This window comes from Paraburkholderia sp. BR10141 (assembly GCF_056155635.1).
In genome coordinates this window covers 290,091-314,468 of the sequence record NZ_JBMIQH010000003.1, presented here as the reverse complement: position 1 = coordinate 314,468, position 24,378 = coordinate 290,091, and the positions used below count along the sequence as shown (strand labels likewise).

The window sequence follows — 24,378 nt, the reverse complement described above, 5'->3', positions numbered from 1 at the left end:
TCAGGGCGCCATTCACTGCGTCGTCTCATGTACCGCGACGGGCCCGCCGCAAGCGCCTTCATGTGCGCCCTGGTTATCGAACACCTCGATATCCTCGTGCAGAATGCGCCGGATTTCAAAAATCGCCTCGGGGGTTTCCTGAACACTATGCCCCGAAACGATCACTTTTTCGGAGAGAGCGCCGTCGAGATGCGCGCTGCGATAGGGGACGACCCCGTCATCGGAATCTTCGAGCGGGCCCGTCTCGCGGCGTCGCGCAATGATCGAGTGAAAGCACACATCGGGGCTGATCGGCAGGCGTGAAATCGACTGGATGATCGGATCGGTCTCGCGCAGCTGCTCGATGCTGTTGGGAACCATAATGGTCTTTCCCGCGCGCTGGGTGCTATCCGCATTAGTGGCGCTCTGCAGCATCTCGTCGATCTCCTTCAGCAGCGCAATCGGCAAGCGCACGAGGTTTGCAACCCAGCGAGACAGGCGATTGCTTGCGAACGGCGTGCCGCGGTGTGGCGTGGCGATGAAGATCGCGCGCTCGACCTGCGGCATCGGCGTAAAGCGCAGCAGGCGATTGAGTCGCTCATCCTCGCGGATGATGTCGACCCCTTCGGGCAGGTACTTGTTCTGGACGGTTACCCACAGAACGTCGTCGGAGGAAGAGACGAGCAATCGCGCGAGGACGCCGCCCATGCTGTGCCCGATCAGCACCATGCCGTTCGAAGCCGGCAGCTTGCCTGCGGGATCGAAATGCGCGAGCGTCAGTTGCACCGCCTGCCTTATCCTCGCAAGGTTCACGAGAATGGGCACGTTGGTCGGGTAATAGACCTGCCAGACCTGGAAATGCTGGCGCAGCATGTCGTCGCCCTGAATGTCGTTGGCGACGTTGACCCATGCCTCGGGGCTGCTGGCCAGGCCGTGCAGCATCAGAACGATGCGCCGGTCCGGATCGAACGGTTGCATCATGTAAATGCGCGGACGATCGATGCCCCTCGTGCGGCCGAGCAACGAACGCAAGGACTGCCTGGCAAAGCCGGAGCGAGCGAGCCAGATGCCGTAGCCCGCGCTGAAGTTGGCCGCGAGCGGCACGGTCTCGCCATTGATCTCTACGCTTTTTACGCGAAACGGATCGTAGGCGGAGAACACCACGTCGTGCGAAGCGAGCAGCTGCTCGAGCGTGCCATTGCCAAACAGCAGCAGTGCGGTGACGTTCGGTGAAGGCATTTCATTGAACGGACGCGAGCCGGGCGCGAACCAGAAGGTTGAGCCTGCGTTCGCATTCGCATCGTCTTCAGCCGTTGTCGCTGCGCTGTTGGTCGTGGCGCTATCCGGGTCGGGCTGGGCGGGCTGTGTGACCGCAACCAGATCCGCGCCGAGGCCGTCACGCCGATAGGTATTGTGGAGTCCCGCGAACGACAGGCCCGTGGCGGGAATGACTTCGCTGAGTTCGCGTACGCCCTCGGGCAGCCGGACCTCTCTCAGGTCGATATGAATGGTCCAGCCTGCGATGAATTGATTTGCCGGATCGCGATGGCCGTTGGTCGTTTCAGTGGTGCCGCGCAGAAACAGCGCGCCGGCAAGCTCCTGGACCGCATAGTTGTAGTAGTCGCGAACCTGCGTCTGGCGGTCCTCGAAGGCCCGTTCGCCAGCCGTGCGCTGGCCGAGGAACAGAAACGCGTATGCGTATCGCGCTGTCTTGAGCCACGAATCGAATTGAGTGTCGGTCCAGGGGGTACCGGCAGGCGGCGTCTGCTCGAGCGCCATCTGCAGCGATAACTCGGCGAGGCAGGCGAGGCGCTGTCCGGTACTGAGGCCGCCGACGGTTGCGATCGTATCGATACACGCTTGCGGCGCGCTCTGGCACGAACTTTCGTCGAGGGCCGCGACCCGCAACGTGGCCTGTGTCGCCGCGCTCAGCTGGCCGGTCGAGAGAATGTCTCCGCGACGCATGGCAAAGTACTGCTGCGGGCCGAGCGAGTTCACGCGCACCATCGCGCAGCCGCAGAGCAGCGCGGCAGCGAGGAGGGCCGACAGATTGGCCAACACATGGGCTAACGGCGGGCAACGCGGCATGCGGGATGGGTAATTGCGCGTCATGAAGGATCCAGGCCATTCGCGCGGTCCCGCACGTGCGTGTGGCGAAATGAGGGACGGCGCAGCGCGGTGGCCGGCAGACCGATGTATACCAGCCTGTTCTGGATCGCGTTCGCACGGTGATCCGCGGCCGACGCCCATGCGCTCGCCCGGGTTGACTCGCGCCGCTGGCATCAACAGACTCTAGTCATCAACGATCCTGACGGGAGCGAACTTGGCCAACCCGGATCTTGTTGCAAGCGAGCCGCAGGGCGCGCACGTCGTCGCCGCGCAGGCGAGCCCGTGCGACGCGCTCGTGATCTGCGCGCAGCCCACCTCAGTCGACCGTCCGTGCCGGCGCAAGCGTCTCGCGCTCGCGGCGACGATCCTGGGGTCGAGCATGGCGTTCATCGACGGCTCGGTCGTCAACGTCGCACTGCCGTCCATTCAGAGCGAACTCGGTGCGAGCGTCGCGGCGATCCAATGGGTCGTCAACGCGTATCTGCTGTTTCTCGGCTCGCTCGTGCTGGTCGGCGGGTCGATGGGGGACAAGCTTGGCCGCCGCACAGTGTTCATCGCGGGCATCGCGCTGTTTACGCTGGCGTCGGCGGCCTGTGGCCTCGCGCCGAATGCGGCTGCGCTGATCGCCGCACGCGCGGTTCAGGGCATCGGCGCGGCGCTGCTCGTACCCGGCAGCCTCGCGATCATCGGCGCGGTGTTCGACGGCGAAGCGCGTGGCCGGGCGATCGGCACCTGGGCGGGCGTCGGCGCGATCACGTCGGCGGTGGGGCCCGTGGCGGGCGGCTGGCTCGTCGATGCATTTTCCTGGCGCGCGATCTTCTTCCTGAATGTCCCGCTCGCCGCGCTTACGATCGCGCTCGCCATGTCATCGGTGCCCAACAGCCAAAGGCTCGATGCGCCCGGGCAACTCGACTGGCCGGGCGCGCTGGCCGCGGCGGCAGGCCTCGCCAGTCTGACTTTCGGGCTGACCCAGGCGTCGGCGCGAGGCTTCCAGCATCCGTTCGTGCTGGTTGCAATCGGCGCCGGTGTGCTCGTGCTCGCCGCGTTCGTGATGATCGAAGCGCGCAGCGCCAATCCCATGATGCCGCTCGATGTGTTCCGTTCGCGCGACTTCACGGGCGCGAATCTCGTCACACTGCTGGTTTACTTCGGGCTCGGCGGCGCGTTCTTCTTCCTGCCGTTCACTTTGATCCGCGCGCATGGTTTTACCGCGACCGAAGCCGGCGCGGCGCTGTTGCCGGTGCCCGTCATCATCGGTTTGCTGTCGCGCTTCACCGGTGGACTGACGAGCCGCTTTGGCTCGCGCGCGCTGTTGACCGTTGGCCCGGGCGTCGCCGGGCTCGGGTTCACGCTATTGGCGCTGCCGCTCGTGCACGGCAGCTACTGGAGCGGATTCTTCCCTGCGCTCGCGGTGCTCGGCCTCGGCATGACGATCACCGTCGCGCCGCTCACCACGACCGTGATGGGCGCGGTATCGAGCGAGCGCACCGGCGTCGCCTCCGGCATCAACAACGCCGTTGCGCGCGTGGCGAGCCTGCTGGCGGTAGCGGTGCTCGGCATCGTGTTCGTGTGGTCGCATCACGCCGCGCTAACCGCGCGCCTCGACGCATTGCACGTGACGGTGGACGCACGCCAGATCGGACAACTGCTCGAGCCGGACGGACAAGATAGGCCCGCATCGGACGGCGCCGGCACGCCGCACGCAACGTTGGTGGCGCGTGCGCAAGCGGAGGCCATGCTAGACGCGCTGCGTGCCGTCGCCGTTGTGTCCGCCGCGTGCGCGTTCGCTGGAGCGGCTATTGCGGCGGCAGCCATACAGCCGCGGAAATGAATTGCGAACGTTTGCAATCGAGCTAATGCGTGGAGATGACGCTTCAGCCCTCTTTCCGGCACGAAATCGGACGTCGTCGAATACGAGGTGCCGATGATCGCGATACTCGGCGGAGCGGCATCGCGGGAACTGGACGAACGGGATTTGCAGGCGCCGCTCGAAGCGGAAGACGACGTGATCGTGCCGAAAGCCCATCCGGTCGGCACGATGGCTTCGCGTTGAGGCTTTCGGTCCGGGTAATCGATCCTGCGGGTGCCTGCGATCAGGCCTTCAGCAGTTCGGACGCGAAGGTATTCGCATGCGCTACGGCCTCGTGCGCGTTCGGGAACACGCCGAGCTGCTCCCAGCGCTCCTCGACCGCGTAGGTGCCTTTTATCGCGAGCGCCCTCTGCACGCGCAATTGCGCTGCGTACCCGCCGTCCTCGAGGGGGCGAGCCGTCGCGATGATCCTGTGCGGAGGGCCGGATCGTTCCGGTTGAACCAACTGGACAGGGCCGCCGGGTATGCCGACATCCTTCAACTCGTTCCGGGCGTTGCAGTCCGGGCAGTAGAAGCACCACCCGTCGTCCTCGTGACTGGCTCTGACCTGACCGCGAGCCAGCACGGCACGGCATTCAACGTTTTCGCAGATGAACGGCATCGCAGTCTCCGAAGTTGTTTGAAGGGAGCCTAGCACGTCCTCCGTCGGTCAACCATTGGCGATGTTGCCGGGCCGGTGTCAAGGAAAACCCTCGCGCACGGGCCCGACGCCGGGTCGGCTCTTGCGCTGCGTCTACGCGACCCTGCGAGTCAGATCTACCTGTCCCGAGGCGCCCGCGCTCAGCTCGGCGCGATCCGATTCGGGCACTTCGCCCGCGCGCCGGTGGATATCGTGCGTGACGAAGCCTTGCTCCCGGCTCGGGATCGCGAACCAGTCGGGATGCGCAAACGACGCGCGAATGTCTTCGACGCCACTCGACCAGTGCTCTTGCATGGTGTCGGCACTGAATTCGTAGTCCTTGTAATGCCCTTCGTAAGGCTTGTTCTTGTAGATCAGATGGACCACGTTGATCGACGACCCATCGGCCACCTGCTCGGCGAGCCGAAAGAGGGGATCGTTGCGCCGCGCCTCGGCGGGTACGTGCTCGAGGAGTTCCTTGATAAAGCGCGCGTGCTTTTGCCGATCGGCAAGCATGTTGGTGATGGCGCGCGTGCGGCTCGAATATTGAATGTCCTTGGCGCGTTCGGCCACGTCCAGGAAATCGGCGGGTACGTTGCCGCTCGCGCTCCATAGATCGACCTGGAATACGAGCGTGTCCTTGTGGTCGGCGTCACGCAGCACCTCCGTGAGCGGTGTGTTCGACACGAGGCCGCCGTCCCAGTAATACTCGCCGTCGATTTCCACGGCCGGAAAACCCGGCGGCAGCGCGCCCGATGCCATGAAGTGCTCCGGCTCGAGCCGCATTTTGGCGTTGTCGAAATAGACGAGATTGCCGCTGCGCACGTTCACCGCGCCCACGGACACGCGGGTCGGGCCGTCGTTGATACGGTCGAAATCGGCGAAGCGTTGCAGCGTCGACTTCAGTGCGGCCGTGTCGTAGTAGCTCACCGCATTCGGCGTCGCCTTTTGCCAGCCCGCGACGGGCAGCGGGCGGCGCGGTGCGAAAAAGCCGGGCTGGCCTTCAGTGATCGCGCGACCCGCGGCCCACATGCTGGCCCAGCGGCGCGAAAAATCCTGCTGGCTGAACATCGGCATGGCGAGCGCGCCGAGGTTGCCGAACCAGTCGAGCGGATGGCAGATCGACTCCCAGAACCCACGCAGCGCTTCGACGCGCCGCGCGGGTTCGTTGCCCGCAATAATCGCCGTGTTGAGCGCGCCGATCGACACGCCCGCAATGCGATGCGGTTCGACGCCGGCCTGCGCGAGCCCTTCGAACACGCCGGCCTGATAGGACCCGAGCGCGCCGCCGCCCTGCAAAACAAGGGCGATTTCGTCGTAGCGCGGCAGCTCAAACGGCTTGCGCTCCCTGCGGGCGGTTAGATTGCTGCTGCGCATACGTTCTCCCTTTTTTCGTTGGTTGTTCAGTGCATCGACCAGCCGTGCGTGACGAGCACCGACTGGCCCGTCAGCGCCTGCGACCCGAAGCCCGCGAGGAACGCGACCGTGTTGGCCACGTCGTCGAGCGAGGTGAACTCGCCGTCCACGGTGTCCTTGAGCATCACGTTCTTGACGACGTCCGCTTCCGAAATGCCGAGCGCCCTGGCCTGCTCGGGAATTTGCTTGTCGACGAGCGGCGTACGCACGAAACCCGGGCATACGACGTTGGCGCGCACGCCGCGCGGACCGCCTTCCTTCGCCACGACGCGGGCAAGGCCGAGCAAACCATGCTTCGCCGTGACATAGGCCGCCTTGAGCTTCGACGCCTCGTGCGAGTGCACCGAACCCATGTAGACGATCGAGCCGCCTTTGCCGCTGCCGTACATATGCTTGAGCGCGGCCTTGGTGGTGAGAAACGCGCCGTCGAGATGGATCGCGAGCATCTTCTTCCAGTCGGCAAACGGGAACTCGTCTACCGGGCTGATGATCTGGATGCCCGCGTTCGACACGAGCACGTCGATCCCGCCGAAGGCTTTCGCTGCTTCGTCGATCCCGGCATTCACGGCTTCTTCGTTGGTGACATCCATCGCCACGGCGAGGGCCTTGCCGCCCGCTGCCACGATGCTGTCCGCCACCTTGCCGGCGTTCGCGAGATTGAGGTCGGCGATCACGACCGCCGCACCCTGGCTCGCGAACGTGCGCGCGCAATGTTCGCCAATCCCGCTTGCGGCGCCCGTGATGACTGCAACCTTGTCTTTCAACGACATATGTATTCCTTACTAAAAAGCGATAGAAAACAGATCAGGCGAGCTCGACTTCGGGTTCGCCCAGGGCGGCGTCCTGGCTCGACGTCGCGGCGAGATAGTCGAAGGCGACCTCGCCGATATCGAGCGTGAGATCCGCAATGACGTGGCGTGCACCCACCACGCGGCGCACCGGCAGATCGGCAACGGGAGCGAGCGCGTGCGGATGTAGTTCGATCGCGGCCGGGCCGCTCCATGCGCCGCGCACCGTCACGTCGCGCAGATAGAAGCGCACGAGTTCGCAGATGCGCGCCGTGCCGTCCACATGCGGAATGATCTTGAGGAGATAGTTGGGCGTGTCGGCGAGCTTGCGGCGCTCGTCTTCGCTGTTGAGCACGTGGTGCTTGTAGCCCATCGTGCCGGTCGCGATGCGCTGCGTGCCGTAATCGAGCGTGCCGAGCAGCGTGTCGTTGCCATCGACGGCGAGCACGGGGCGCGCGAGTTTCTTCGGGAAGCCCCAGATTTCACGACCGCCGGCAATCGGGCCTTCGTCGTCGAGATACATCGAATGCGTGTAATTCGCGAGGCGGCCTTGCGGGTCGCGTACGGAAATCACCTGGCCGCTTTCCGTGTAATCGCCAAATCCCGACGAGTCGGGCATGCGGATGAATTCGTAATGAACGAGATTGTTTTCCGGCTTGAGCGGCTCCGGCACGATGGCGCGCAGCGCATCGGGATCGGTCTCGTACGTGATGATGAAATATTCGCGGTTGACGAAGCGAAACGGCGGCCGCGGATACGCGGGGTTGTGCATGGGCATCGCGAATGCATCGCGGCGGATTCTTGCCAGATCCATACTGTTCTCCAGGCTAGGCTGCGTGAAAACGTCGCGACAGATGTTAGATGGAAAACATGACACGATCGCATTGATGGCGATAAAACACCGTTTCAGTTTCGTTAAATAAAAAGGAAATTGAAAGTTTATTGGCCATCCCGGCGTCATTTTCGTGTGATTGGTTCGACTTCGCGTATGCCGATTTTTTCAGCCTAATCATGGTATTAGGTTCGTTGCGAAGGAAACATACGACGAATGCTGATCAAAACAGGAAATAGATTAGTGCGTGGATTGGGAGAGACGGCCGGCCACTTCGCACAGTGAAGGAACGCCTCGGTTCGGCACAGAGTGTTTCGGAGAAATTCCGAAGGAATGCGAAGTATCTGGGCAGCCTGAAGTGATCCGCCGCGATACCGGATCGTCGCGCGCCGAACACCATGTTATATGACATCTCTTGTGGTCCGCTGGCGTAAGATATCCTCGCTTCCAGCGGGGAAGCGGCAGGGCAGTCTGTGACCGACTAGAATGGATTGGCACGCCTAAGCACGAGACGTGCTTCCTGCTTCGTCAGCCAGCGAGCATACCGGCGAGATGCGATGAGCATATTCAGGTTTCAATCGGCGACCGAATCGGCATTCCTCAAACGCTCGCATGCGCCCAGCGCGGTTCGCGCATGGCTGGTCGATATGCTGTGCTGGCCCGGCCGGTTCGAGGATCCACAGGTCGAACGCGAATTTACGGAGGAGTATGGCCGGCGCTTCGCCGACTTTCGCCGTGCGGCGCTGGTGCTCGGAACGCTGATCTGGGTGTGCTTCGGCTTTTGGGAAATCAGCCTTGCGCAGACCAGTCCGGTGTTCCGGCCGTACTTCCCGGAGGTTTTCGCGTTCCGTTGCGCCGGTGCGATTGGCGCGAGCGTCGGCATCGTGCTGGCTTTCAGGCTCGAATTTCATCGAGACAAGGTTGCGCACTGGATCCTGCTTTCGGGCCTGGCGTTCATGTGCTTTTGCCTGTTGATGCAAACCGTCCTTGCTCCACGCCCATTCAATTTCACCCATTTTTTTGTCGGCTTCTATTTAATTCTCTTTTATCTGTTCGGCTTTCTGCGCCTGCGGGCCAAGGCGACGCTCATGCTGACCGCATGCGTGATCGCCGTGATCGTGATGGCGCAACTGGTCACTCAGGCGGTCGAGCCGGACAACTTCGCCGCGGGCATGTTCTATCTGTTGAACGTCGCCGTGCTCGGGCACAGCGTCAACGTGAATGCCGAGCGGCACGTGCGCGACCGGTATGTTGCCGTCCAGGCACTTGCGCAGAGCAACGCTGCGCTGCAGAGCGCCAACGCCGAACTCGCGCAAAAGCATCATGACCTCGAGCGCGCACGGCGCGACCAGCAGACCAAGTCGGAAGCCCTGATCGCCTTGCGCGAGCAGCAGCGCGAAGCGGCAGAGCAGGCGAGCCGGGCGAAGTCGCGCTTTCTGGCCGCGGCCGCGCACGACCTGCGCCAGCCCATGCATGCGCTGAACCTGTTTCTTGCGGCGGCAGACGAAGCGCTGGAAGCGCGCGACATCGAAGCATCGGGCAAGCTGATCGGCGAAGCGCGCAAGGCGTCGGTATTGACGGCGCGTCTTTTCAACGCGGTGCTCGACTTGTCGAAGCTCGAATCGGGGCACGTCAACCCGACCTATACGAGCGTCGACCTCAGCCGCGTGACCGAGGAGACGGTCGGGCAGCTCGCGTCGTTCGCGGCGAGCCGCGGCGTCGTGCTGCGCTATGCCAAGGCGCTGCAAAAGCCCGCATGGGTACGCACCGACGCCGACTGGATTCCCCGCGTGCTGAGCAACCTCATTGCGAACGGCATCAAATATTCGGATCCCGCGAAAGCGGGGCGCTCCACGGTGCTCGTGGGTTTGGTCCGTATGCCTAATTATGTTCGCCTCGATGTGCTGGATAACGGCATCGGTATCGCGTCGGAGCATTGGGACGCGATTTTCCAGCCGTTCGTCCAGCTCGGCAATCCGGAGCGGGACCGCGAGAAAGGGCTCGGGCTCGGTTTGTCGATCGTGAATGCAGTGGTGTCCCTGCTCGAGGGACATCGTCTCGAACTCAAGTCGATCGAGGGTCACGGGTCGCGCTTCTCGGTGCGCATGCCGGTGGCGGATCCATTCGCGCATGAGGATGCCGCGATATCGCCCGCCGATGCGGCCTCGTCGCTGTCACCGTCGTCGCTTCGTGGTCTCTACGTGTTGCTGGTCGAGGACGACAGCCTCGTGCGCGCGTCGATGGAGGCGCTGTTTGCGCGATGGGGGGTGTTGTCCGATTCGGTGCGTTCCGTAGCCGAACTCGACGAACTGTTGCAGTCGATCGAGCGCGTCCCTGACCTGGTGATCAGCGACTACCGGTTGCCGGAGAATTCGACCGCACACGACGTCATCCGGCTCCTCGGCGAGCACGTTGCGCGGCCCGTGCCGTGTCTCGTGGTGACGGGGGAAGCCGTGGCAAGCACGCAGGGCGTGTTGCCGGAGCGCTGCGTGCTCAGCAAGCCATTGGCTCCCGACCTGCTGATTGCGCGCATGCTCGAATTGACGGAGGCATCGGCCCGGGCGACCTAGACCGCCGGGGCGTGCGCAACGGTGGGAATCTCGATGCCGCGGCGTGCCATTTCGACAATCAGGAACGTGCGCCGCGACACGTTGAACCGGCTCAGCAAGTCGCTGATGTACTCCTTCGCGGTGTTCTCCGAGATATTCATCTTTCGCGCGATGGCCTTGTTCGACATGCCCTGCAGCAGAAAACCCAGGGTTTGCGCGAGACGCGGCGGCAGGTTCAGCGAATCGATCGGAATGGCCTTGCTCGGCCCCGGGGACTGCGGGGTATGGCCGCCCTTGCCGAGCACACTGTTGGGCAGATAGACCCGTCCGTTCAGGATGGTCTGCAGGGCTTCCCGGAACACCGCGCCGCCTTCCTCGCTGGCCTTCGAGATGAAGCCGCCGGCGCCATTCTTGATGCAGTCCAGCACGGTTTCGCGGTCGTCCTGCGCGGACAGCATGACCACATGCGCCGCGCGCTCGTTCTCCTGCAGCCAGCGCAGCAAATCAAGTCCGGTGTGATTGTCGCCGATCTGGTAGTCGAGAAAAACCAGGTCGTAAGCCTTGTTCTGCAGCCGTTCGATAGCAGCGTCGTACGAGCCGGCCTCGTCGATGTCGAGCGTCGGCTCCGAAGTCAGGATCAGGCTCTTCATCGCAATACGCGTCAAGCCCTCGTCTTCGACGAGCAGTACGTGCCGGAAATACAGGTTGTCCATCGAGCGCCTCTCTAGTCGTCCCCAATGTACCCGTAATCCTGCAGGTTGCGATCCCCCCAAAGCGGGGGACGCTCGTGGGGCCGCCTTCTGGAGGCGCTTTTCCCCCGCCATGGCCGGTTTTGCCAGAATCCCGGCACGCGCACGATGGAGTCGCTGCAGTTCGGACGATGAGGGACACCATCATGCATACGCCGCATCCCGACTTCAAAAGCCTGTTGAATATTTTCCGCTTTGCGTCGGACGACGAAACCCGCGTACGCCCTTGCAAGCCGGAGCCTGAACCGGCGACCCAGCCGGACGCGACGATCCTGGCCGAGCTGCTTCGGGCAAGGGCGCTCATGGTCCGCATCGAGTCGAGCGGTGTGACTTTTCCCGACCAGATCTACGACGTCTTCGTGCAGGCCCTGGCCGCCTATGACCAGAAGTGCTGGACGGAGCAGATCGACCGCAGTTTCTGCATCACGTTGAGCCTGCTGGAGTCGGTCGCACGCCACCGCCGTGGCGCCAAAGCGGCCCGCACCGTTTGCACTGATGCAACCCTGGTTAATCACGACAATCCGGGCCCGACGGTCATCGTCAGCGAGCGTCGGAACAGGCTCGACGGTAATTGGTGAGCGATCGTCGACGAGGAGACGGTGCGATGCGAGACAACTCCATCCGGTATGACGGGCTCGATGAGCAGCGCCTGCAGTCCCTGCTTGCGCAGGAGTGCGATAGCCAGGCGGGAGGCAAGCGGGCAGGGCGCGAGAAAACGATTCAGATAAAGCCAGAGACAGAAAGGCGGCCGCAGAGTCCCTACACTGTCCACACGCTCGACACGGCGATTGCGCACCTCGAAAGCGCGATCAGCGCGGACAAGGCGATGGCGATATTCAGCGCGAGCTATTGGCACTCCCGCGTGCTCGAGCTCCGTTCCACACCGGGGATTCTGCACATTCAGGAGCGTCGGCTGCAGTGTTTGCTGGATCGGTTCGCGGCCAGAGCCGGGGGACGCGAAATAGACTGAGTCATGCCTGATTCGGGGGAGCAGAGGAGATCAAACAAGTTGGGTAGCGTGAGAGACCACCAAACAATCAGTGATAAAGACGCTGTTAATTTGCACTAGCCGCAACGCGTGGCTGAAACCGGACCCGGCAACGCGCGGCGTTCTCTTCCAGAATGCATCGGGATGGTCGCTAAAGCAGGCCCATTGCCGATGCCTTGAGTGTCGCCGCCGCGCGGGTGGAGCACGCGAACTTGCGAAACACGCTTTCGACATGCGTGCGCACAGTGCTCGGACTCAGCGCCAGTTCTCGCGCGGCTTCCTTGTTGCTCGCGCCGCGCGAGATGGCACGCAGCACGTCGATTTCGCGCGGCGTGAGAGGCGCGCGCTGCGCCGTGGGGCTCGCGGGGCGCCTGACCGCAACCGCACCTTCGGCCAGCAGCGCATTGACCGCTTCGCCGCTCAGGCGGCCGCTCATGACCTCGTCGCGCAGCTGTTGCGCGGCGGCGGCGTCGGAGAGCGCGGCTCGCCACGGACGCGCCGAGCGCAACGCGACCCACGCGACCGACGCAGCCAGTACGCGCGCCTCCAGCGTCATGGCCTCGCCGCGTGCGCCGCGAAAATAACCCGAGCCGTCCAGCCGCTCATAGGCATACGATGCGAGTTCGGCCGCGTCGCCGAGCGCGCCGGCTTGCCTGCCTGCGCGCGACGTCCAGTAAGGCACGAGGCGCACTTTCTCCCAGGCGCTTTCGGGCAAACGTGCGCTCAGATTCCAGATGCCGTTGGGCACCGCCGCCCGACCAATTCCGTGAATCAATCCTGCGCGATAGACGCGTTCGTGCGCGGCCTTGTCCGTCGTGAGACGTTCGCAACAGCGGGCGGCCGTCGCCGCGACCGCGCGCGAGAAGCCGGTCATCCAGGGCAGTTTGAGGTCGATGACGTCGGCGATCAGTTCCGCCGACGTTGCCTGCTGCATACGCGATGTCGTCAACGCGGCGTCGAGATCGGCGGCCGACGCACGTTCCAGTTCCGCGAGCCAAACGGGCGCACCGCGCTGCGCGGTCTCGACCAGCCGCAGTGGATAGCGCGTGTCGGCGCGTTGCGCAATGAGACCGAGCGCCTGCTCGACACCATACGTGCGACTGAAAATCTCCAGATCTCCGGCAAGCGCGACGACGAACACGGGCACCGGCACGGCGTCGCGTGCAAGATGCGCAGGCACACCGCTGCCATCCCACATTTCGAAGATATGACGCAACGCCGTTTCGGTTGCGAGGGGGAGACCCAGCATGCGCGCCACTTCGCCCGCCACTTCGCAGTGCGTCTGCGCGAGCGGCGTGAGCACCGCGGCGGCACCGCCACGCGATTCAAGTGGCGCGAACCAGTCTGTGCGGCCGTCGAGCATCGAGACGCGGCTTTGGATGTCGTCGCCGAAAACGTCGGCGAAGCCCGCCGCATTTGCCGTGCAACCCGACCAGCGCAACAGCGACGTCTCCCGCACGGTATCGATCGTCGACGCGTCGAGCCGGGCGGCTTGCGCGAGGCGAGCCGCGAGCCATGCGGTGCGCGGCGAATGATCGGTGGGCTGGCCCATGCTCAGATCGCCGATGAAGGCGAGGGCTTTCACGGCATCGAACACGCGCAGCGGGAAAAGGCCAGCTTTGTCGTCGGTCATCGGCATGGGAGGCAGAGCGCACGTCAGGCGTTCGATCACTATACGTCACAACGCCATTCGACCCCGCGAGGGTCGGTCATTCGACCGATGCCGCGGAAGTGAGGCGAGTGCGATCCTTTGCACCGTTGTCACGAACTGTTCAGGAGTTGCCATGGCTGATCGACACTCAGATATCACGCTCACTCGCGAAGAGAGCTGGCTCAGGCAGTATTACTTTGTGCGGACCGCGTTTTCCGCGGCCTGGGTCGCACTGGCTTTCTCACTCGCGCAGCATTCGCCGGCCAGAATCGCTGCACTGCTCGTCGTCTATCCGGCATGGGATGCCCTGGCCAACTACCTCGACATGTCGCGCAGCGGCGGGGCGGATGAAAACCGTACGCAAGTCGTCAACGTCGGCATCAGTATCTTGACGACGGTCGCCGTGATCGTGGCGTTGAAGCTGGGCGCGCATGGCGTGCTGGGCGTGCTGGGCGTGTTTGGCGTGTGGGCCATCCTGTCCGGGCTGCTTCAGCTCGGCACCGCCGTGCGTCGCTGGAAGCGCTTCGGTGCGCAATGGGCGATGATACTTAGCGGTGCTCAATCGGCTTTGGCCGGGGTGTTTTTCATCGTGCAGGGCGGTGCGCCGATGGCCTCTGCGATCGAGAAGGTGGCGGGCTATGCAGCGGTCGGCGCCGTCTACTTTCTGATCTCTGCCCTGTGGCTTTCGGCTGGCCAACTGCGAAGCAAGATGGCCAGAACGTCTTGATGCACCGGCGCAGGTGGCGTGTCGCCTGACTAGATCATCGGCGCGTTCGCCTGCAGGCAGGCCCACAATCGCTGTGCAACCGGGCCATGCGAGACGTCGCGGCGCCTCGCTGCAACCAGCGTTTCCGTATGTCCCGGGAGCGACCGGCTCGCAAGGGATTTCAAGGCGCCACTACGCAGCTCCGCTTCGATCAGGAAGTCCGGCAGATGCCCCCACGCGAGGGCCTGCATGATGACGTCCTTTTTCATGCCCTGGTCGGGCACCGTGATCTGCCTCGCACCCTCGACGACCAGAAAGTTCGAGTCGCCGGGCTGCTGGGCGGAGTCGCGCATCACGCATTGCGCGTAGTCGCGCAAGTGCTTCGCACGCAGCGTCCCGGTTTGATGCGCCGGTAGCAGGCCAGGCGCCGCCACCGGAACCAGGCGCACTTTGCCGAGCACGAGCCACTCCAGTGACAGGTCGGTCGTATCGACTCGATGCAGGATCAGATCGGCTTGGCCGGCCTTTAGCCGCTCTACGGGCCCGCCGACCGATTCGAAATGCAGATTCAGCCGTGTGCGCGGACACGTGACGAAAAAGCGCGCGAGCAGATTCAGCGCAACCGGGCGCGGACACAGATCGCCAAGAACCACGTTCAGTTCGCTTTCTTCACCGCCGGCCAGTTGCGCTGCGTGCTGACGCAAGCCTTCCGCTTCGCTCAGGAGTGGCTGCATGCGCTCATAAAACGAACGGCCCATGGCGCTCAGTTTCACGCGATAGCCACTGCGGTCGAGCAAGGCGAGCCCCGTTTGGCTTTCGAGCCGAGCCACCGCAGCAAAGACGGCAGGATGGGATCGATGGAGTGCGCTCGCGGCAGCCTGGAAGCTCCCGGTCCGGATGACGGCGTCGAAGCATTGCACGTCGTGAAGCGTGAAATCTGCCATGTCGATTTATATGACAATTTTTGTCCAATCTTTGTAATTTTATTTGAATTCTGATCGACCCATACTCGGCCTGCCAACTGGCGTTGCACAAGGTGTTCGGCGAACGGCGCCGCGCCCGACAGCGCCTTCTTTGCAGGAGATGTCATGGCGCGCTTTTCCTTCCTCACGACGACCGACGGCGCGCGTATCGCGTATCGGCTCGACGGTCGCGACGACAATCCCACAATCGTGCTGTCGAACTCGATCGGCACCACGCTGCGCATGTGGGACGGGCAGATCTCCGCATTGACGCAGCACTTTCGCGTGCTGCGCTACGATGCGCGCGGGCACGGCGCGTCGAGCGTTCCCGCGGGGCCGTATCCGCTCGCGCGTCTGGGGCAGGACGTCCTCGAACTGATGGACGCGCTCGACCTGGCGCGCGCGCATTTTCTTGGACTCTCGCTGGGCGGAATTGTCGGCCAATGGCTGGGCGTGCATGCGCCGGACCGGATCGACAGGCTGGTGCTGAGCAATACTGCGCCATGGCTCGGGCCGGCGGCCAGGTGGGATGCACCGATTGCGGCGGTCCTGCAGGCCGATGACATGATCGACACCGCCGAAACCTTCCTGCGCAACTGGTTCCCGGCGCACATGCTCGAGGCAGCAGATCCGGTGGTCGACGCGTTCCGTGCGATGTTGACCACGACGAACCGGCATGGGCTCGCCGGTTCGTGGGGCGCCGTGCAGGAAGCGGATATGCGGGAGTCGCTTGCGGGCATCGCACGGCCGACACTGGTGATTGCGGGAGAGCACGATACGGTGACGGCAGCGAGTGACAGCGTGCAAATGGCGAAGACGATTGCGGGCGCGAGGCTGCTGATGCTCCCGGCGGTGCACCTCTCCAACATCGAGTTTCCCGAGAGATTCAACGACGAAGTCGTGCGATTTCTGCGCGCGCCGAGCTGACGCTGGACACGCATGCAGCAAGCAAGGCGGCTAGAGATCGAGCGTCACGCCGCCCGCCGCTGGATGCCCGACGCAGATCAGCGCGAACCCAGGCTCGGCGTCGAACTCCGGCGGTTCGTCGTATTCCACGCTGCCATCGAGTACGCGCGTGGCGCAGGTCCCGCACATGCCCGAGCGGCAGCTGGACACCGCGTCGGTACCGCAGCGCTCTGCGGTTTCGAGCAGCGAGCCCTGCTGCGGCTGCCATCGCACCGTTTTCGCCGTGCGGGCGAAGGTCACCGGTCTGGCTGGCGTTGCCTCGCTCGCAACGGCAGCGTGATCGGGCGCACGCTTCAGGCTCGATGGCCCGAACGCCTCGAAACGGATCCGCTCGTCCGCAATATTCAGTGCGCGCAGCCCGTCGTACAGATCGCGCATGAACGCTTCGGGGCCGCACAGATAGAAGTCGTAGTCGTCGAACGGCAGGAAGCGACGCAGCGCATCAATGTTCACGCGGCCCGCGAGCCGGTCGCCGTCGGGCGAGTCGTGTGGCGCGGCGCTGTCGTACAGATGCACCGAGACGTTCGGATGCGCGCGTTCGATCTTCCGCAGCACCGCTGCGAACGGCCTTTCGTGCTCGCCGCGCGTCCCGTGGAACACGTGGATGCGGCGTTGAGGCTCGAGCGTGAGTGCCGCGTCGAGCATCGCGAGCATCGGCGTAATGCCAATGCCTGCCGCCGCCAGCACGATCGCGCGCGGGCTGCGTGCATCGAGCGTGAACGAGCCGCGCGGCGCCAGCGTGTCGATCAGCGAGCCCATGCGTGCGTGCTCATGCAGCCAGCGCGACACCGCGCCTTCGCGTTTCACGCTGATCCGGTAGCGCGCCGGACGTGCGGCGTCGTGCGCAGCGGAGAGCGTATAGGTGCGCATGAGCGGCTTGTCCGCTCCGGGCATGACGACGCGCAGCGGAAGGTACTGCCCAGCTTCGAACGGCGCGAGTGGCTCGCCGTCGATTGCTTCGAAGTGGAACGAGCGGATCGTCTGGGATTCGTCGCGTACCTCGGCCACGCGCAGCGTGCGCCACGTGCGCGCGTCGGTTTTCTTCGGCGCAGCCGCTGGCGAGGATTCTGTTGCAGCCTGCGCGAACTGCGGCGCATAGTCGACCGCCGACCATCGCAACGGCAAGGCTTCCCGCACGCGGCGCACCTCTGCCACGTGAAACCGCACCAGCCGCTGTGCCAGCGGGAATAGCGCGATCTCGGGGCCGTCCCAGATCACCTCGGCGCGTACGGCCAGATACAACAGATCCCCACGTGCAAAGTCGACGAACAGCAAGCCCGCGCGCGGATCGTGCAGCAGGTTGCCGATCGTGTTGAAAAACTTGTTGCCGCTGAAGTCGGGCGCGGTCAGCGTGCTCGCGTCGTCGATCCGCACGAAGCCCGGCATGCCGCCGCGATGCGACACGTCGGCGCCGCCCGCCGCTCCCGCTGCATCGTCGAGGTTGGCGGTGGCGATGAAAAATACGTCCGCGCGCGCGATCAGTGCACGGTCTTCTTCCGAGAGTGCCTGCGCATGTTCGACTGTGGCGTGTGCCGGCGCATTGCCGACGAAAGCCGGTTCCCGTCCATTGATGTACTTCGCGCAGTTGCCGAAACTCTGCTCGACGGCGAGCGTCACTACGCCGCCATCGACCGCTTCGATCACGCCATTCACGCGGTTGCGCCGCCGTGTGTGCGGCTGGATGCCGAGCCCGCCGATACGCGCGCCCGGCACCCAGCTCCCTTCGAGCGGATCGCCTGGCAGCGCGCCGCCGTCGATGCGCAGCGTGCGGCTGTCCGGCGTCGACACGAAGCCCGCCGTGTTCGCACGCAGCGTCGCCCACGGCTGACCGGCTGCATCGACGCCGCCGAACACCATGAACGGCAGCATCGCGAAGAACGCGCGATGCTGGTCCGGCATGTAATCGCGGATGCCGCGCGAGCCGTTTTCGAGTGCGACGTCGGCTACGCCCGCGCGCAATTGCGCCTCGCGCTCGCCGTCGTGAAACGGCCCCGCAGCGCGGTACGGATTCAGGTCGGGGAGAGCGGTCATGACGGCCTCGGGGTGACGGCGTGCGAGTTTCGTTCAGGCGGCGAGCAGGCCCGCTTTCGTCGATGGCATCGGCACAAAGCCCGGCAACGCGTCGACGCGCTCGAGCCATGCGCGCAGATGAGGATACGGCTCCAGCGACACGCCGCCTTCAGGTGCATGCGCAATGTAGGTATGCGCGGCGATATCGGCGATCGTCACGTGATCGCCCGCGGCGAACGGCTTGTGCGCGAGTTCGGCATCGAGCAACGGCAGCAGCGTCTGCGCGATTTGCTGGGCGTGCGCCAGATCGAGATCGCGCTTGAATACGTTGACGAGACGCGCGGCGCACGGGCCGAACGCGATCGGACCGGCTGCGAGCGACAACCAGCGTTGCACGGCTGCCGCGCCAGGCGGATCGTCCGGCAGCCACGACGGCTCGCCGTAGCGCTTCGCCAGATAGACGAGGATCGCGTTCGAATCGAACAACACCGTATCGCCATCGACGATGGTCGGCACCTGGCCGAAGGGGTTCAGCTTCAAATACTCGGGCTGACGGTGCTCGCCCGCGGCGAGATCCACCGGCACGATCTCGAACGGCACATCCAGCATCGAAAGGAACAGCCGGACGCGGTGTCCGTGGCCGGAGAGCAAGGCCGTATACAGGCGAATCGGCGTGGCGGGACGGGCGGTTGGCATCTTGTTCTCCACAACGAAAGCGCTTCGGGATGAAGCGACAGGGAGTGTTCAGATTAGACAATGGCTGCGCGCGCGAGAAGACTGCTAAGCTTGCATTCATTTTCTATCGAAAGTGGACAATCGCCGATGACGGATGTACGCGACGTGAATCTGAACCGGCTGGCGGTGTTCGTCGCCGTGGTCGAAGCGGGATCGCTTACGGCGGCGGCTGAGCGGCTCGGCATCGCCAAGACGATGGTCAGTGCGCATATGCAGCGCCTCGAACGCGAGATCGGCGCGAGCCTGATCACGCGCACCACGCGGCAGCTATCCGTGACCGATACAGGCCGGGCGTTTTACGACGCCAGTTGCCGCATCCTGCAGATGACGGAAGAGGCACTAGCGGCCGTCTCGGAGGAAGCCTCGCCCCCTCGCGGCACGCTGCGAGTGAGCGCGCCTGTCGACTACGGCGCGCAGATCGTCGCGCCCGCGCTTGTCGATCTGCGTGACGTGTATCCGGAACTCGACATCGAACTGGTTTGCGCCGATCACTATGTCGACCTGATCGGCGAGGGGATCGATCTGGCTGTGCGGCTGGGCAATCTGCCCGACTCGAACTACCGCTCGGTGAAGCTAGGAAGCTACGTGCGTTGGCTGGTCGCGAGCCCCGCGTTCGTTGAGCGCCACGGCATGCCGAAGTCGCTGAACGCATTGGCGTCTTTGCCACACATTGCGATGAGCGTGCTGCGGCATCCGTCGACGCTCGAGTTGACGCGCGATGCCCGGCGGCCCGCGGTGGGCCGCGCCAGCCAGGACAAAGCCGTGCGCCGGGTGCGCTGCGCGAATGCGCTGAGCGTGAATACGGCGACGTCGGCGCGCGCGGCGGTCCTCGCGGGTGGCGGGTTTGCCGCGCTGACCGACTTCTCGACGCGCGCGGATCTTGCGTCCGGCGCGCTCGTGCGCTTGCTGCCCGAATGGTCCGGCGTACCTTTGAATGTGCAGGCCGTGTTTGCACCGACGAGCTATCCGTCGGGCAAGGTGCGGGCGGTCATCGAAGCACTGAAGGCGACGATCGCGAAGAGTGCCGCGTAGGCGTGCCAGGCCGCTCACGTCCGTGGCGTTGAACATGCGCCGCGCGATCAGCCCGGAGGCAGAAAACGATCCTCGACGAAGAACCGTCGGCGAGCCTCTTCATCCGATGGCGTCTCCGGGCCGAGCCCTGGCAGATCGGGCGCGCGATCGGGCTCCATGGCGAAACACGGCAGGATGCGGGCGCGGCGCTCGTCAGCGCTCGCGCCGCGTTCGTACAGCAGCTGGGTGAGCCAGTCCAGTACGCGGTGCAGGGCGCCGTAATAGCGGTCGTGTTCGAAGGCATACGCATGCGCGGCGGCTTCCCAGTCGTCGTTTGCGAGCAGACGGTCGAGCAGCACCCTGACGTCGCGCAGCGTCAACGACAACCCGCATCCCCATGACGGGTCGCTGGCCGCCGCCGCGTCGCCGATCAGCACCACGCTGCCGTTGCAGGGATGCTCGACCCAGATGTCCGCGCCGGGATAAGCCGCGAGCGGGCCAACCACACTCGCGCGTTCGAACCAGTCGCGCGGCACGCCCGTGTCGACACAGGCGTCGAGGAACTCGCGGGTATGCCCGCTGCCGCTGATGGGGTGCGCGCGCTGCCCGACCCATGAGACGAAGTACGTCCTGAACCGCTGATGCCCGATGGGAAAAACCAATGCGGCCTGTCCCAGCGCTGGGCACTGGAAGTGGTGTACCGAATCTTCCGGCGTGTCGAGCCCTTCGTAGAGCACACCCGCCACGATCAGCCGCCCGGGATCCTGGTTGAGCGTGAAGCCGGCGATTCTGCGCACCGTCGACCTGCGTCCGTCCGCGCCCACCACGAGCCGGGCTTTTACCCGATGTGTGCCGCCATCCGTGCGAATCTCGGCCACAGGCGGCTTGCCTGGCGCATCACCCTGATCGACGCGCACGACCTCGGCGCCGCGCAGCACGATGGCCCCCGATGACTCGGCCGCGTCGAGCAGCGTGCGCTGCATCGACGGATGATAAAAGTCCAGACACGGGGTGTGCCCGGGAGTGGTATCCGCGAGGTTGCGCGATTCGGCTGGCACCAGTCCGCTGTATCGCCTCCAGAACGGAACCACGTGCGCCCCGTCATCACGGAGCAGCCGATCGATGCCGAGCGCGCGGGCTTCGACGACACCCCAGGGCATCATGCCCTCGCCGCGCACGCGGTCCCTGAACGACGTCTCGCGTTCGACGATGAGCGTGCGCACGCCGGCGCCTGCGAGTGCACGGCCAAGCGTTGCGCCGCCAAGACCGCCGCCCGCGATCACGATGTCGTAGCTGCCCTGAGTCATTTGAAAACCTCCATGCCATGGCGGCGACGCGAACCCGGACGTCAGCAAACCGACGGCGCATGAGGCGCTTGAGCGTGCGTGCCGCGAGGCGTGCGGATAGCGCTATTATGCGACTCGCATACGCTGTGGAGGCAAGATTCGATGGTCGGGATGCGAAGCATCTGGACGACGAGGTCGAGCGTCGGGAGGCTGCCTCAATTCACGCCGGTGGCATAGCGGCGGCAATGTTCGAGATAGCCGGCTTCGTGGCTGCTCGCCAGTTGCACGATGCTTGTCCAGAGCCACAGGGGCGCATCGATCGTCTTCGAGCGAGCGCGCCGGAGTTCGGCGAGCCAGCTGCGCCGTGTCGGCGGGTCCATCTGGCGTGCGTGCGCGTTGCCGACCACCGCCGCGAGATAGAAAGCGACCTTGCGCGCCTCGCTTTCCTCTAGCTCATCGATTTCGAGCTTGAGATCCTGCGGCAGCAATTCGCGAATCACCACGGCGCGATCGAGCAGGCGGGACGCCCGCATGCGCTCGCCGAGAAAGGGCGAGAGATGGCGCGCGCCTTCCACCACGCGCTCGGCGTTGTCGCGCGGCATCGATGCGTCTTCGTAACGCGGTGCAGCGGCTTTCACACCCTCCTTGATGTCCATGAGACACAGATCGTCGCCATCGATCATGCCGCCGTCGACATCGAGCAGGACTGCATAGCGAAGCCTGCCGAGCGAACTGCAGCCCTTGACCCAATACGCCGCGTCGATCACCTCGACCTTGCCGGCATCGTTGCGGCCGCGCAGGCCCGTGGGCAGACTCGCGATGGCATCGTCGCGAAAGAGCGTGTCGATTGCCCTGCGCTCGGCGCGCGTGAGCGGCCAGAAGCGCTTGCCAAGTGGAATGGTGGGTTCGAGATCCTCAATGCGCTCCTCGGCCAGATGCTGCCATGAGCGGCGTACGGCCGCTTTCATCGCCAGATGCACGGGCTCGGGGCGCCCGGACATCTGGACCTTCGCGCGCTTTGGCCCGAACGCCGATTCGTAGCCCGCTGCGAGCGCCTCCATCATGTGCACGATGGTGAGACCGGAAAGCGAGGAGCCGCGTGCCGCGGTCGCCAGCGAGAGGCCAAGGCGGATGAGGTCGTGCGCGGGGTTGCCGATCACGGTCTGATCGAGGTCGCGGATATGGACTTCGACCTTGCCTTCCTGATTCGCGACGGGGCCGAGGTTGCCGGTATGGCAATCGCCGCAAATCCAGATCGCCGGGCCGCGTGGCAGCGAGTCGCCGTTCGTCTCGACGATCCATTCGTAGAAGCGGGCCGTATTGCCGCGCACGTAGGCATGAGGCGAGCGCGCCATTTTCAGGCGGCGCTGTCCGGTCAGGATGGCCGCTCGCTCGCGGGGCTTGGGCAGCGCCTTTGACGGCCCTGCGCCTTTCGAAACTTTCGGCTTTGTCCCTTTCGGCAGTTTGTCGCGGCTCTTTTTGCTGGACATGTTCGTCATCCCCATTTTGCAGGCGTTGATTTGCGTCGACGCCGAAATTAGCGTTTGGGGGGCGAGAGCAAGCGGTGTGCCGCCACTGTCGTTACGGGCTGAAGATCGATGCGCGATTGCCGTCACGAACGCGGCGGGACACGAAACCAGGTGGCTGCCACGACCAGCAGGAATCCTGCATAGGCCGTCGCGAACACCCAGCCGGGCAAGTCGTAGTACAGCAAGTCGCTGACCCAGTACTGGATGAAGCCCTGCGGTCCGGCGTGCCCGGTACGCAGCCAGTCCTCGAGCACCGTGAGCGGACACGGGAGGTCGAGGACCGCAAGAAGGGCGACGACACCGATCGCAAGCAGATGCGTGAGACGGAACACGCGGTTGCGTACCCAGGCGCGCCCGAGCCAGGCGTCCACCCAGATCGCGAGCAAGCCGCCGACGATGAAGAGTACGACCAGTGCATGCAGCACGAGAACGATATTGGCCAGCCAGTTCATGACGATGCTCGCAATTGCCCTCGCCCTGCGTTCTGGCTTCGATGATACGTCTTCAAAGATCGATGGGTCGGCGGAGGGCTCCCGCGTTTGGCGTCGTCGCGGTTGCCGTGAACGGCGAGTCGAAAGGCGCGTCTTCGATTTCAGGCATCACCAGGTCGTGGTCGCGCCTGGCCTGTTCGGTCCAGATCTGGCTATCGGGAAACCAGAATGCGTTGTTGCGGGGAGGCACGACGAGCCTCACCCGCAGCGACGGATTGAAGATCTTCGACCATCCCGAGAGATAGGAGGGCGTCTTGATCAAATGGCCGCAGTTTGCGAGTAGCAGGCTCGCGACGAGTGCTTCGCGGCCAATTGCGAGTCCGGAATGTCCGCTGAAGTGCACGGGCTTCTCGCCGCTCGCGAGCAGCGTGGCAGGCGCGACGTTGACTGGCACAGTGAAGCCCCACTTCCGGAAGAAGTCGAGGAACGCCTGCTCGTCGCTGGAGACGAAGATGTTCGTGAGCCGGTGATCGTCTGCAAGGGTTTTCTCGACCATGCGGCAAAACGCACTCCGGTCGATCGTATGGGCTTCGAACTTTTTATCTGTGCCACGAAAATGGACGCCCAGCGTCGAGGCGCCGATATCGAGCCGCTCGCCGATGCGCGCGACTTCCTGCCGGATCGATTCGCGTGGCCGATAGTTCGACAGGAATAGCGCACTCGCCCGTTCCAGCCGGAGGCCGGCTTCGTAACGGCGAAAGCCCAGATCGCCGAGATCGCGTACGATCGACGTTCGCAAACCAGCCCTCGCGGCATCCGGCAGGGCGGACGGTGCGAGGTCTTCGAAGTATTCGGCTAGCCAGTCGATTTTGCCTTGCGCGTCGCCATAGCTTCCACCGCGCGCCGAGATAACGGGCGTCAGACGCTTCTCGTCGCAATACAGGAGGATGCAAAGGACGATCTGCATAACGGAAAAGAAGCCGGAATTTGCGCGAATCTCTATGACGAAGTGGCCGCGGTTGAGGCGTTGCTTCGCATGCAGGGACAGGCGGGCCGGCGTATTGAGCGCATTCTTGAAGTCTTCGCTGCGCCGCACCTGTCTTGCGAACTCGATAAGGTTTCTGAACATGCCATGTCCCTTCGATCCAGCGAACGGGAATACCTTTCGGGCAGAGCGACACCGCTTCCTGTT

General features: G+C 64.3%; 22 protein-coding genes. 8 read left to right on the top strand and 14 right to left on the bottom strand.

The features are described 5' to 3' along the window. Positions 1–12: 12 nt before the first annotated feature. A complete protein-coding gene (locus tag ACOJB8_RS06125) occupies positions 13–2,091 on the bottom strand; it encodes an esterase/lipase family protein (RefSeq protein WP_475011544.1) in 2,079 nt (692 codons plus the stop codon). 211 nt (positions 2,092–2,302) lie between these two features. Here ACOJB8_RS06125 and ACOJB8_RS06120 point away from each other — a divergent pair, with 211 nt between their 5' ends. Continuing rightward, positions 2,303–3,919, top strand: coding sequence for an MFS transporter (locus tag ACOJB8_RS06120; RefSeq protein ID WP_475011543.1), 1,617 nt, complete (start codon positions 2,303–2,305; stop codon positions 3,917–3,919). A gap of 93 nt (positions 3,920–4,012) precedes the next feature. Continuing rightward, the gene (locus tag ACOJB8_RS06115; protein ID WP_475011542.1) at positions 4,013–4,141 is read left to right on the top strand and encodes a hypothetical protein; all 129 of its coding nucleotides are present in this window, start codon (positions 4,013–4,015) and stop codon (positions 4,139–4,141) included. Between the two features lie 40 nt (positions 4,142–4,181). On the opposite strand, the gene ACOJB8_RS06110 is transcribed toward ACOJB8_RS06115, so the two are convergent. The 4 genes from ACOJB8_RS06110 to ACOJB8_RS06095 form a co-directional block, all read right to left on the bottom strand. Continuing rightward, positions 4,182–4,559 carry a hypothetical protein gene (locus ACOJB8_RS06110; RefSeq protein ID WP_368617497.1) on the bottom strand — a complete coding sequence of 126 codons (378 nt, stop codon included), beginning with the start codon at positions 4,557–4,559 and terminating at the stop codon, positions 4,182–4,184. A gap of 132 nt (positions 4,560–4,691) precedes the next feature. Further along, a complete protein-coding gene (locus ACOJB8_RS06105) occupies positions 4,692–5,954 on the bottom strand; it encodes a DUF3734 domain-containing protein (protein ID WP_475011540.1) in 1,263 nt (420 codons plus the stop codon). 26 nt (positions 5,955–5,980) lie between these two features. Then, positions 5,981–6,763: a 3-hydroxybutyrate dehydrogenase gene (locus tag ACOJB8_RS06100; protein ID WP_028204627.1), complete on the bottom strand. Its 783-nt coding sequence runs from the start codon at positions 6,761–6,763 to the stop codon at positions 5,981–5,983. A gap of 34 nt (positions 6,764–6,797) precedes the next feature. Next, positions 6,798–7,595, bottom strand: a complete 798-nt coding sequence (locus ACOJB8_RS06095; protein ID WP_069262144.1) for an acetoacetate decarboxylase — start codon at positions 7,593–7,595, stop codon at positions 6,798–6,800. 575 nt (positions 7,596–8,170) lie between these two features. Here ACOJB8_RS06095 and ACOJB8_RS06090 point away from each other — a divergent pair. Beyond that, the gene (locus ACOJB8_RS06090) at positions 8,171–10,183 is read left to right on the top strand and encodes an ATP-binding response regulator (protein ID WP_475011538.1); all 2,013 of its coding nucleotides are present in this window, start codon (positions 8,171–8,173) and stop codon (positions 10,181–10,183) included. Here ACOJB8_RS06090 and ACOJB8_RS06085 read toward each other — a convergent pair. Next, complete coding sequence (locus tag ACOJB8_RS06085; protein ID WP_475011536.1) at positions 10,180–10,875, bottom strand: response regulator; 696 nt, start codon at positions 10,873–10,875, stop codon at positions 10,180–10,182. The genes ACOJB8_RS06090 and ACOJB8_RS06085 overlap by 4 nt on opposite strands. A gap of 182 nt (positions 10,876–11,057) precedes the next feature. On the opposite strand from ACOJB8_RS06085, the gene ACOJB8_RS06080 reads away from it, so the two are divergent. Together ACOJB8_RS06080 and ACOJB8_RS06075 are read left to right on the top strand one after the other, a co-directional pair. Continuing rightward, a complete protein-coding gene (locus tag ACOJB8_RS06080; protein WP_368603180.1) occupies positions 11,058–11,489 on the top strand; it encodes a hypothetical protein in 432 nt (143 codons plus the stop codon). A 26-nt stretch (positions 11,490–11,515) separates the two neighbouring features. Continuing rightward, a complete protein-coding gene (locus ACOJB8_RS06075) occupies positions 11,516–11,881 on the top strand; it encodes a hypothetical protein (protein WP_256094491.1) in 366 nt (121 codons plus the stop codon). Between the two features lie 169 nt (positions 11,882–12,050). Here the strand turns inward: ACOJB8_RS06075 and ACOJB8_RS06070 are convergent, their stop codons facing one another. Next, positions 12,051–13,532: an HD domain-containing phosphohydrolase gene (locus ACOJB8_RS06070; RefSeq protein ID WP_475011535.1), complete on the bottom strand. Its 1,482-nt coding sequence runs from the start codon at positions 13,530–13,532 to the stop codon at positions 12,051–12,053. A gap of 151 nt (positions 13,533–13,683) precedes the next feature. On the opposite strand from ACOJB8_RS06070, the gene ACOJB8_RS06065 reads away from it, so the two are divergent. Continuing rightward, positions 13,684–14,277, top strand: a complete 594-nt coding sequence (locus ACOJB8_RS06065) for a DUF308 domain-containing protein (protein ID WP_475011534.1) — start codon at positions 13,684–13,686, stop codon at positions 14,275–14,277. Between the two features lie 29 nt (positions 14,278–14,306). Here the strand turns inward: ACOJB8_RS06065 and ACOJB8_RS06060 are convergent, their stop codons facing one another. Then, a complete protein-coding gene (locus tag ACOJB8_RS06060) occupies positions 14,307–15,200 on the bottom strand; it encodes a LysR family transcriptional regulator (RefSeq protein WP_475011533.1) in 894 nt (297 codons plus the stop codon). A gap of 144 nt (positions 15,201–15,344) precedes the next feature. On the opposite strand from ACOJB8_RS06060, the gene ACOJB8_RS06055 reads away from it, so the two are divergent. Then, positions 15,345–16,145, top strand: coding sequence for an alpha/beta fold hydrolase (locus ACOJB8_RS06055; RefSeq protein WP_406953231.1), 801 nt, complete (start codon positions 15,345–15,347; stop codon positions 16,143–16,145). A gap of 30 nt (positions 16,146–16,175) precedes the next feature. On the opposite strand, the gene ACOJB8_RS06050 is transcribed toward ACOJB8_RS06055, so the two are convergent. Next, positions 16,176–18,215 carry a 2Fe-2S iron-sulfur cluster-binding protein gene (locus tag ACOJB8_RS06050; RefSeq protein ID WP_475011531.1) on the bottom strand — a complete coding sequence of 680 codons (2,040 nt, stop codon included), beginning with the start codon at positions 18,213–18,215 and terminating at the stop codon, positions 16,176–16,178. A 33-nt stretch (positions 18,216–18,248) separates the two neighbouring features. Next, complete coding sequence (locus tag ACOJB8_RS06045) at positions 18,249–18,890, bottom strand: glutathione S-transferase family protein (protein WP_475011530.1); 642 nt, start codon at positions 18,888–18,890, stop codon at positions 18,249–18,251. 126 nt (positions 18,891–19,016) lie between these two features. Between ACOJB8_RS06045 and ACOJB8_RS06040 the strand changes: the two genes are divergently transcribed. Continuing rightward, complete coding sequence (locus ACOJB8_RS06040) at positions 19,017–19,961, top strand: LysR family transcriptional regulator (protein WP_475011529.1); 945 nt, start codon at positions 19,017–19,019, stop codon at positions 19,959–19,961. 47 nt (positions 19,962–20,008) lie between these two features. Here ACOJB8_RS06040 and ACOJB8_RS06035 read toward each other — a convergent pair whose 3' ends face one another. The 4 genes from ACOJB8_RS06035 to ACOJB8_RS06020 form a co-directional block, all read right to left on the bottom strand. Then, complete coding sequence (locus tag ACOJB8_RS06035) at positions 20,009–21,247, bottom strand: FAD-dependent oxidoreductase (RefSeq protein ID WP_368603172.1); 1,239 nt, start codon at positions 21,245–21,247, stop codon at positions 20,009–20,011. Between the two features lie 194 nt (positions 21,248–21,441). Beyond that, complete coding sequence (locus ACOJB8_RS06030; protein WP_368617505.1) at positions 21,442–22,716, bottom strand: DUF2252 family protein; 1,275 nt, start codon at positions 22,714–22,716, stop codon at positions 21,442–21,444. A 122-nt stretch (positions 22,717–22,838) separates the two neighbouring features. Beyond that, positions 22,839–23,207, bottom strand: coding sequence for a DUF2784 domain-containing protein (locus tag ACOJB8_RS06025; protein ID WP_475011527.1), 369 nt, complete (start codon positions 23,205–23,207; stop codon positions 22,839–22,841). A 52-nt stretch (positions 23,208–23,259) separates the two neighbouring features. Further along, positions 23,260–24,315 carry an O-fucosyltransferase family protein gene (locus ACOJB8_RS06020; RefSeq protein ID WP_475011526.1) on the bottom strand — a complete coding sequence of 352 codons (1,056 nt, stop codon included), beginning with the start codon at positions 24,313–24,315 and terminating at the stop codon, positions 23,260–23,262. Between the last annotated feature and the right edge of the window lie 63 nt (positions 24,316–24,378).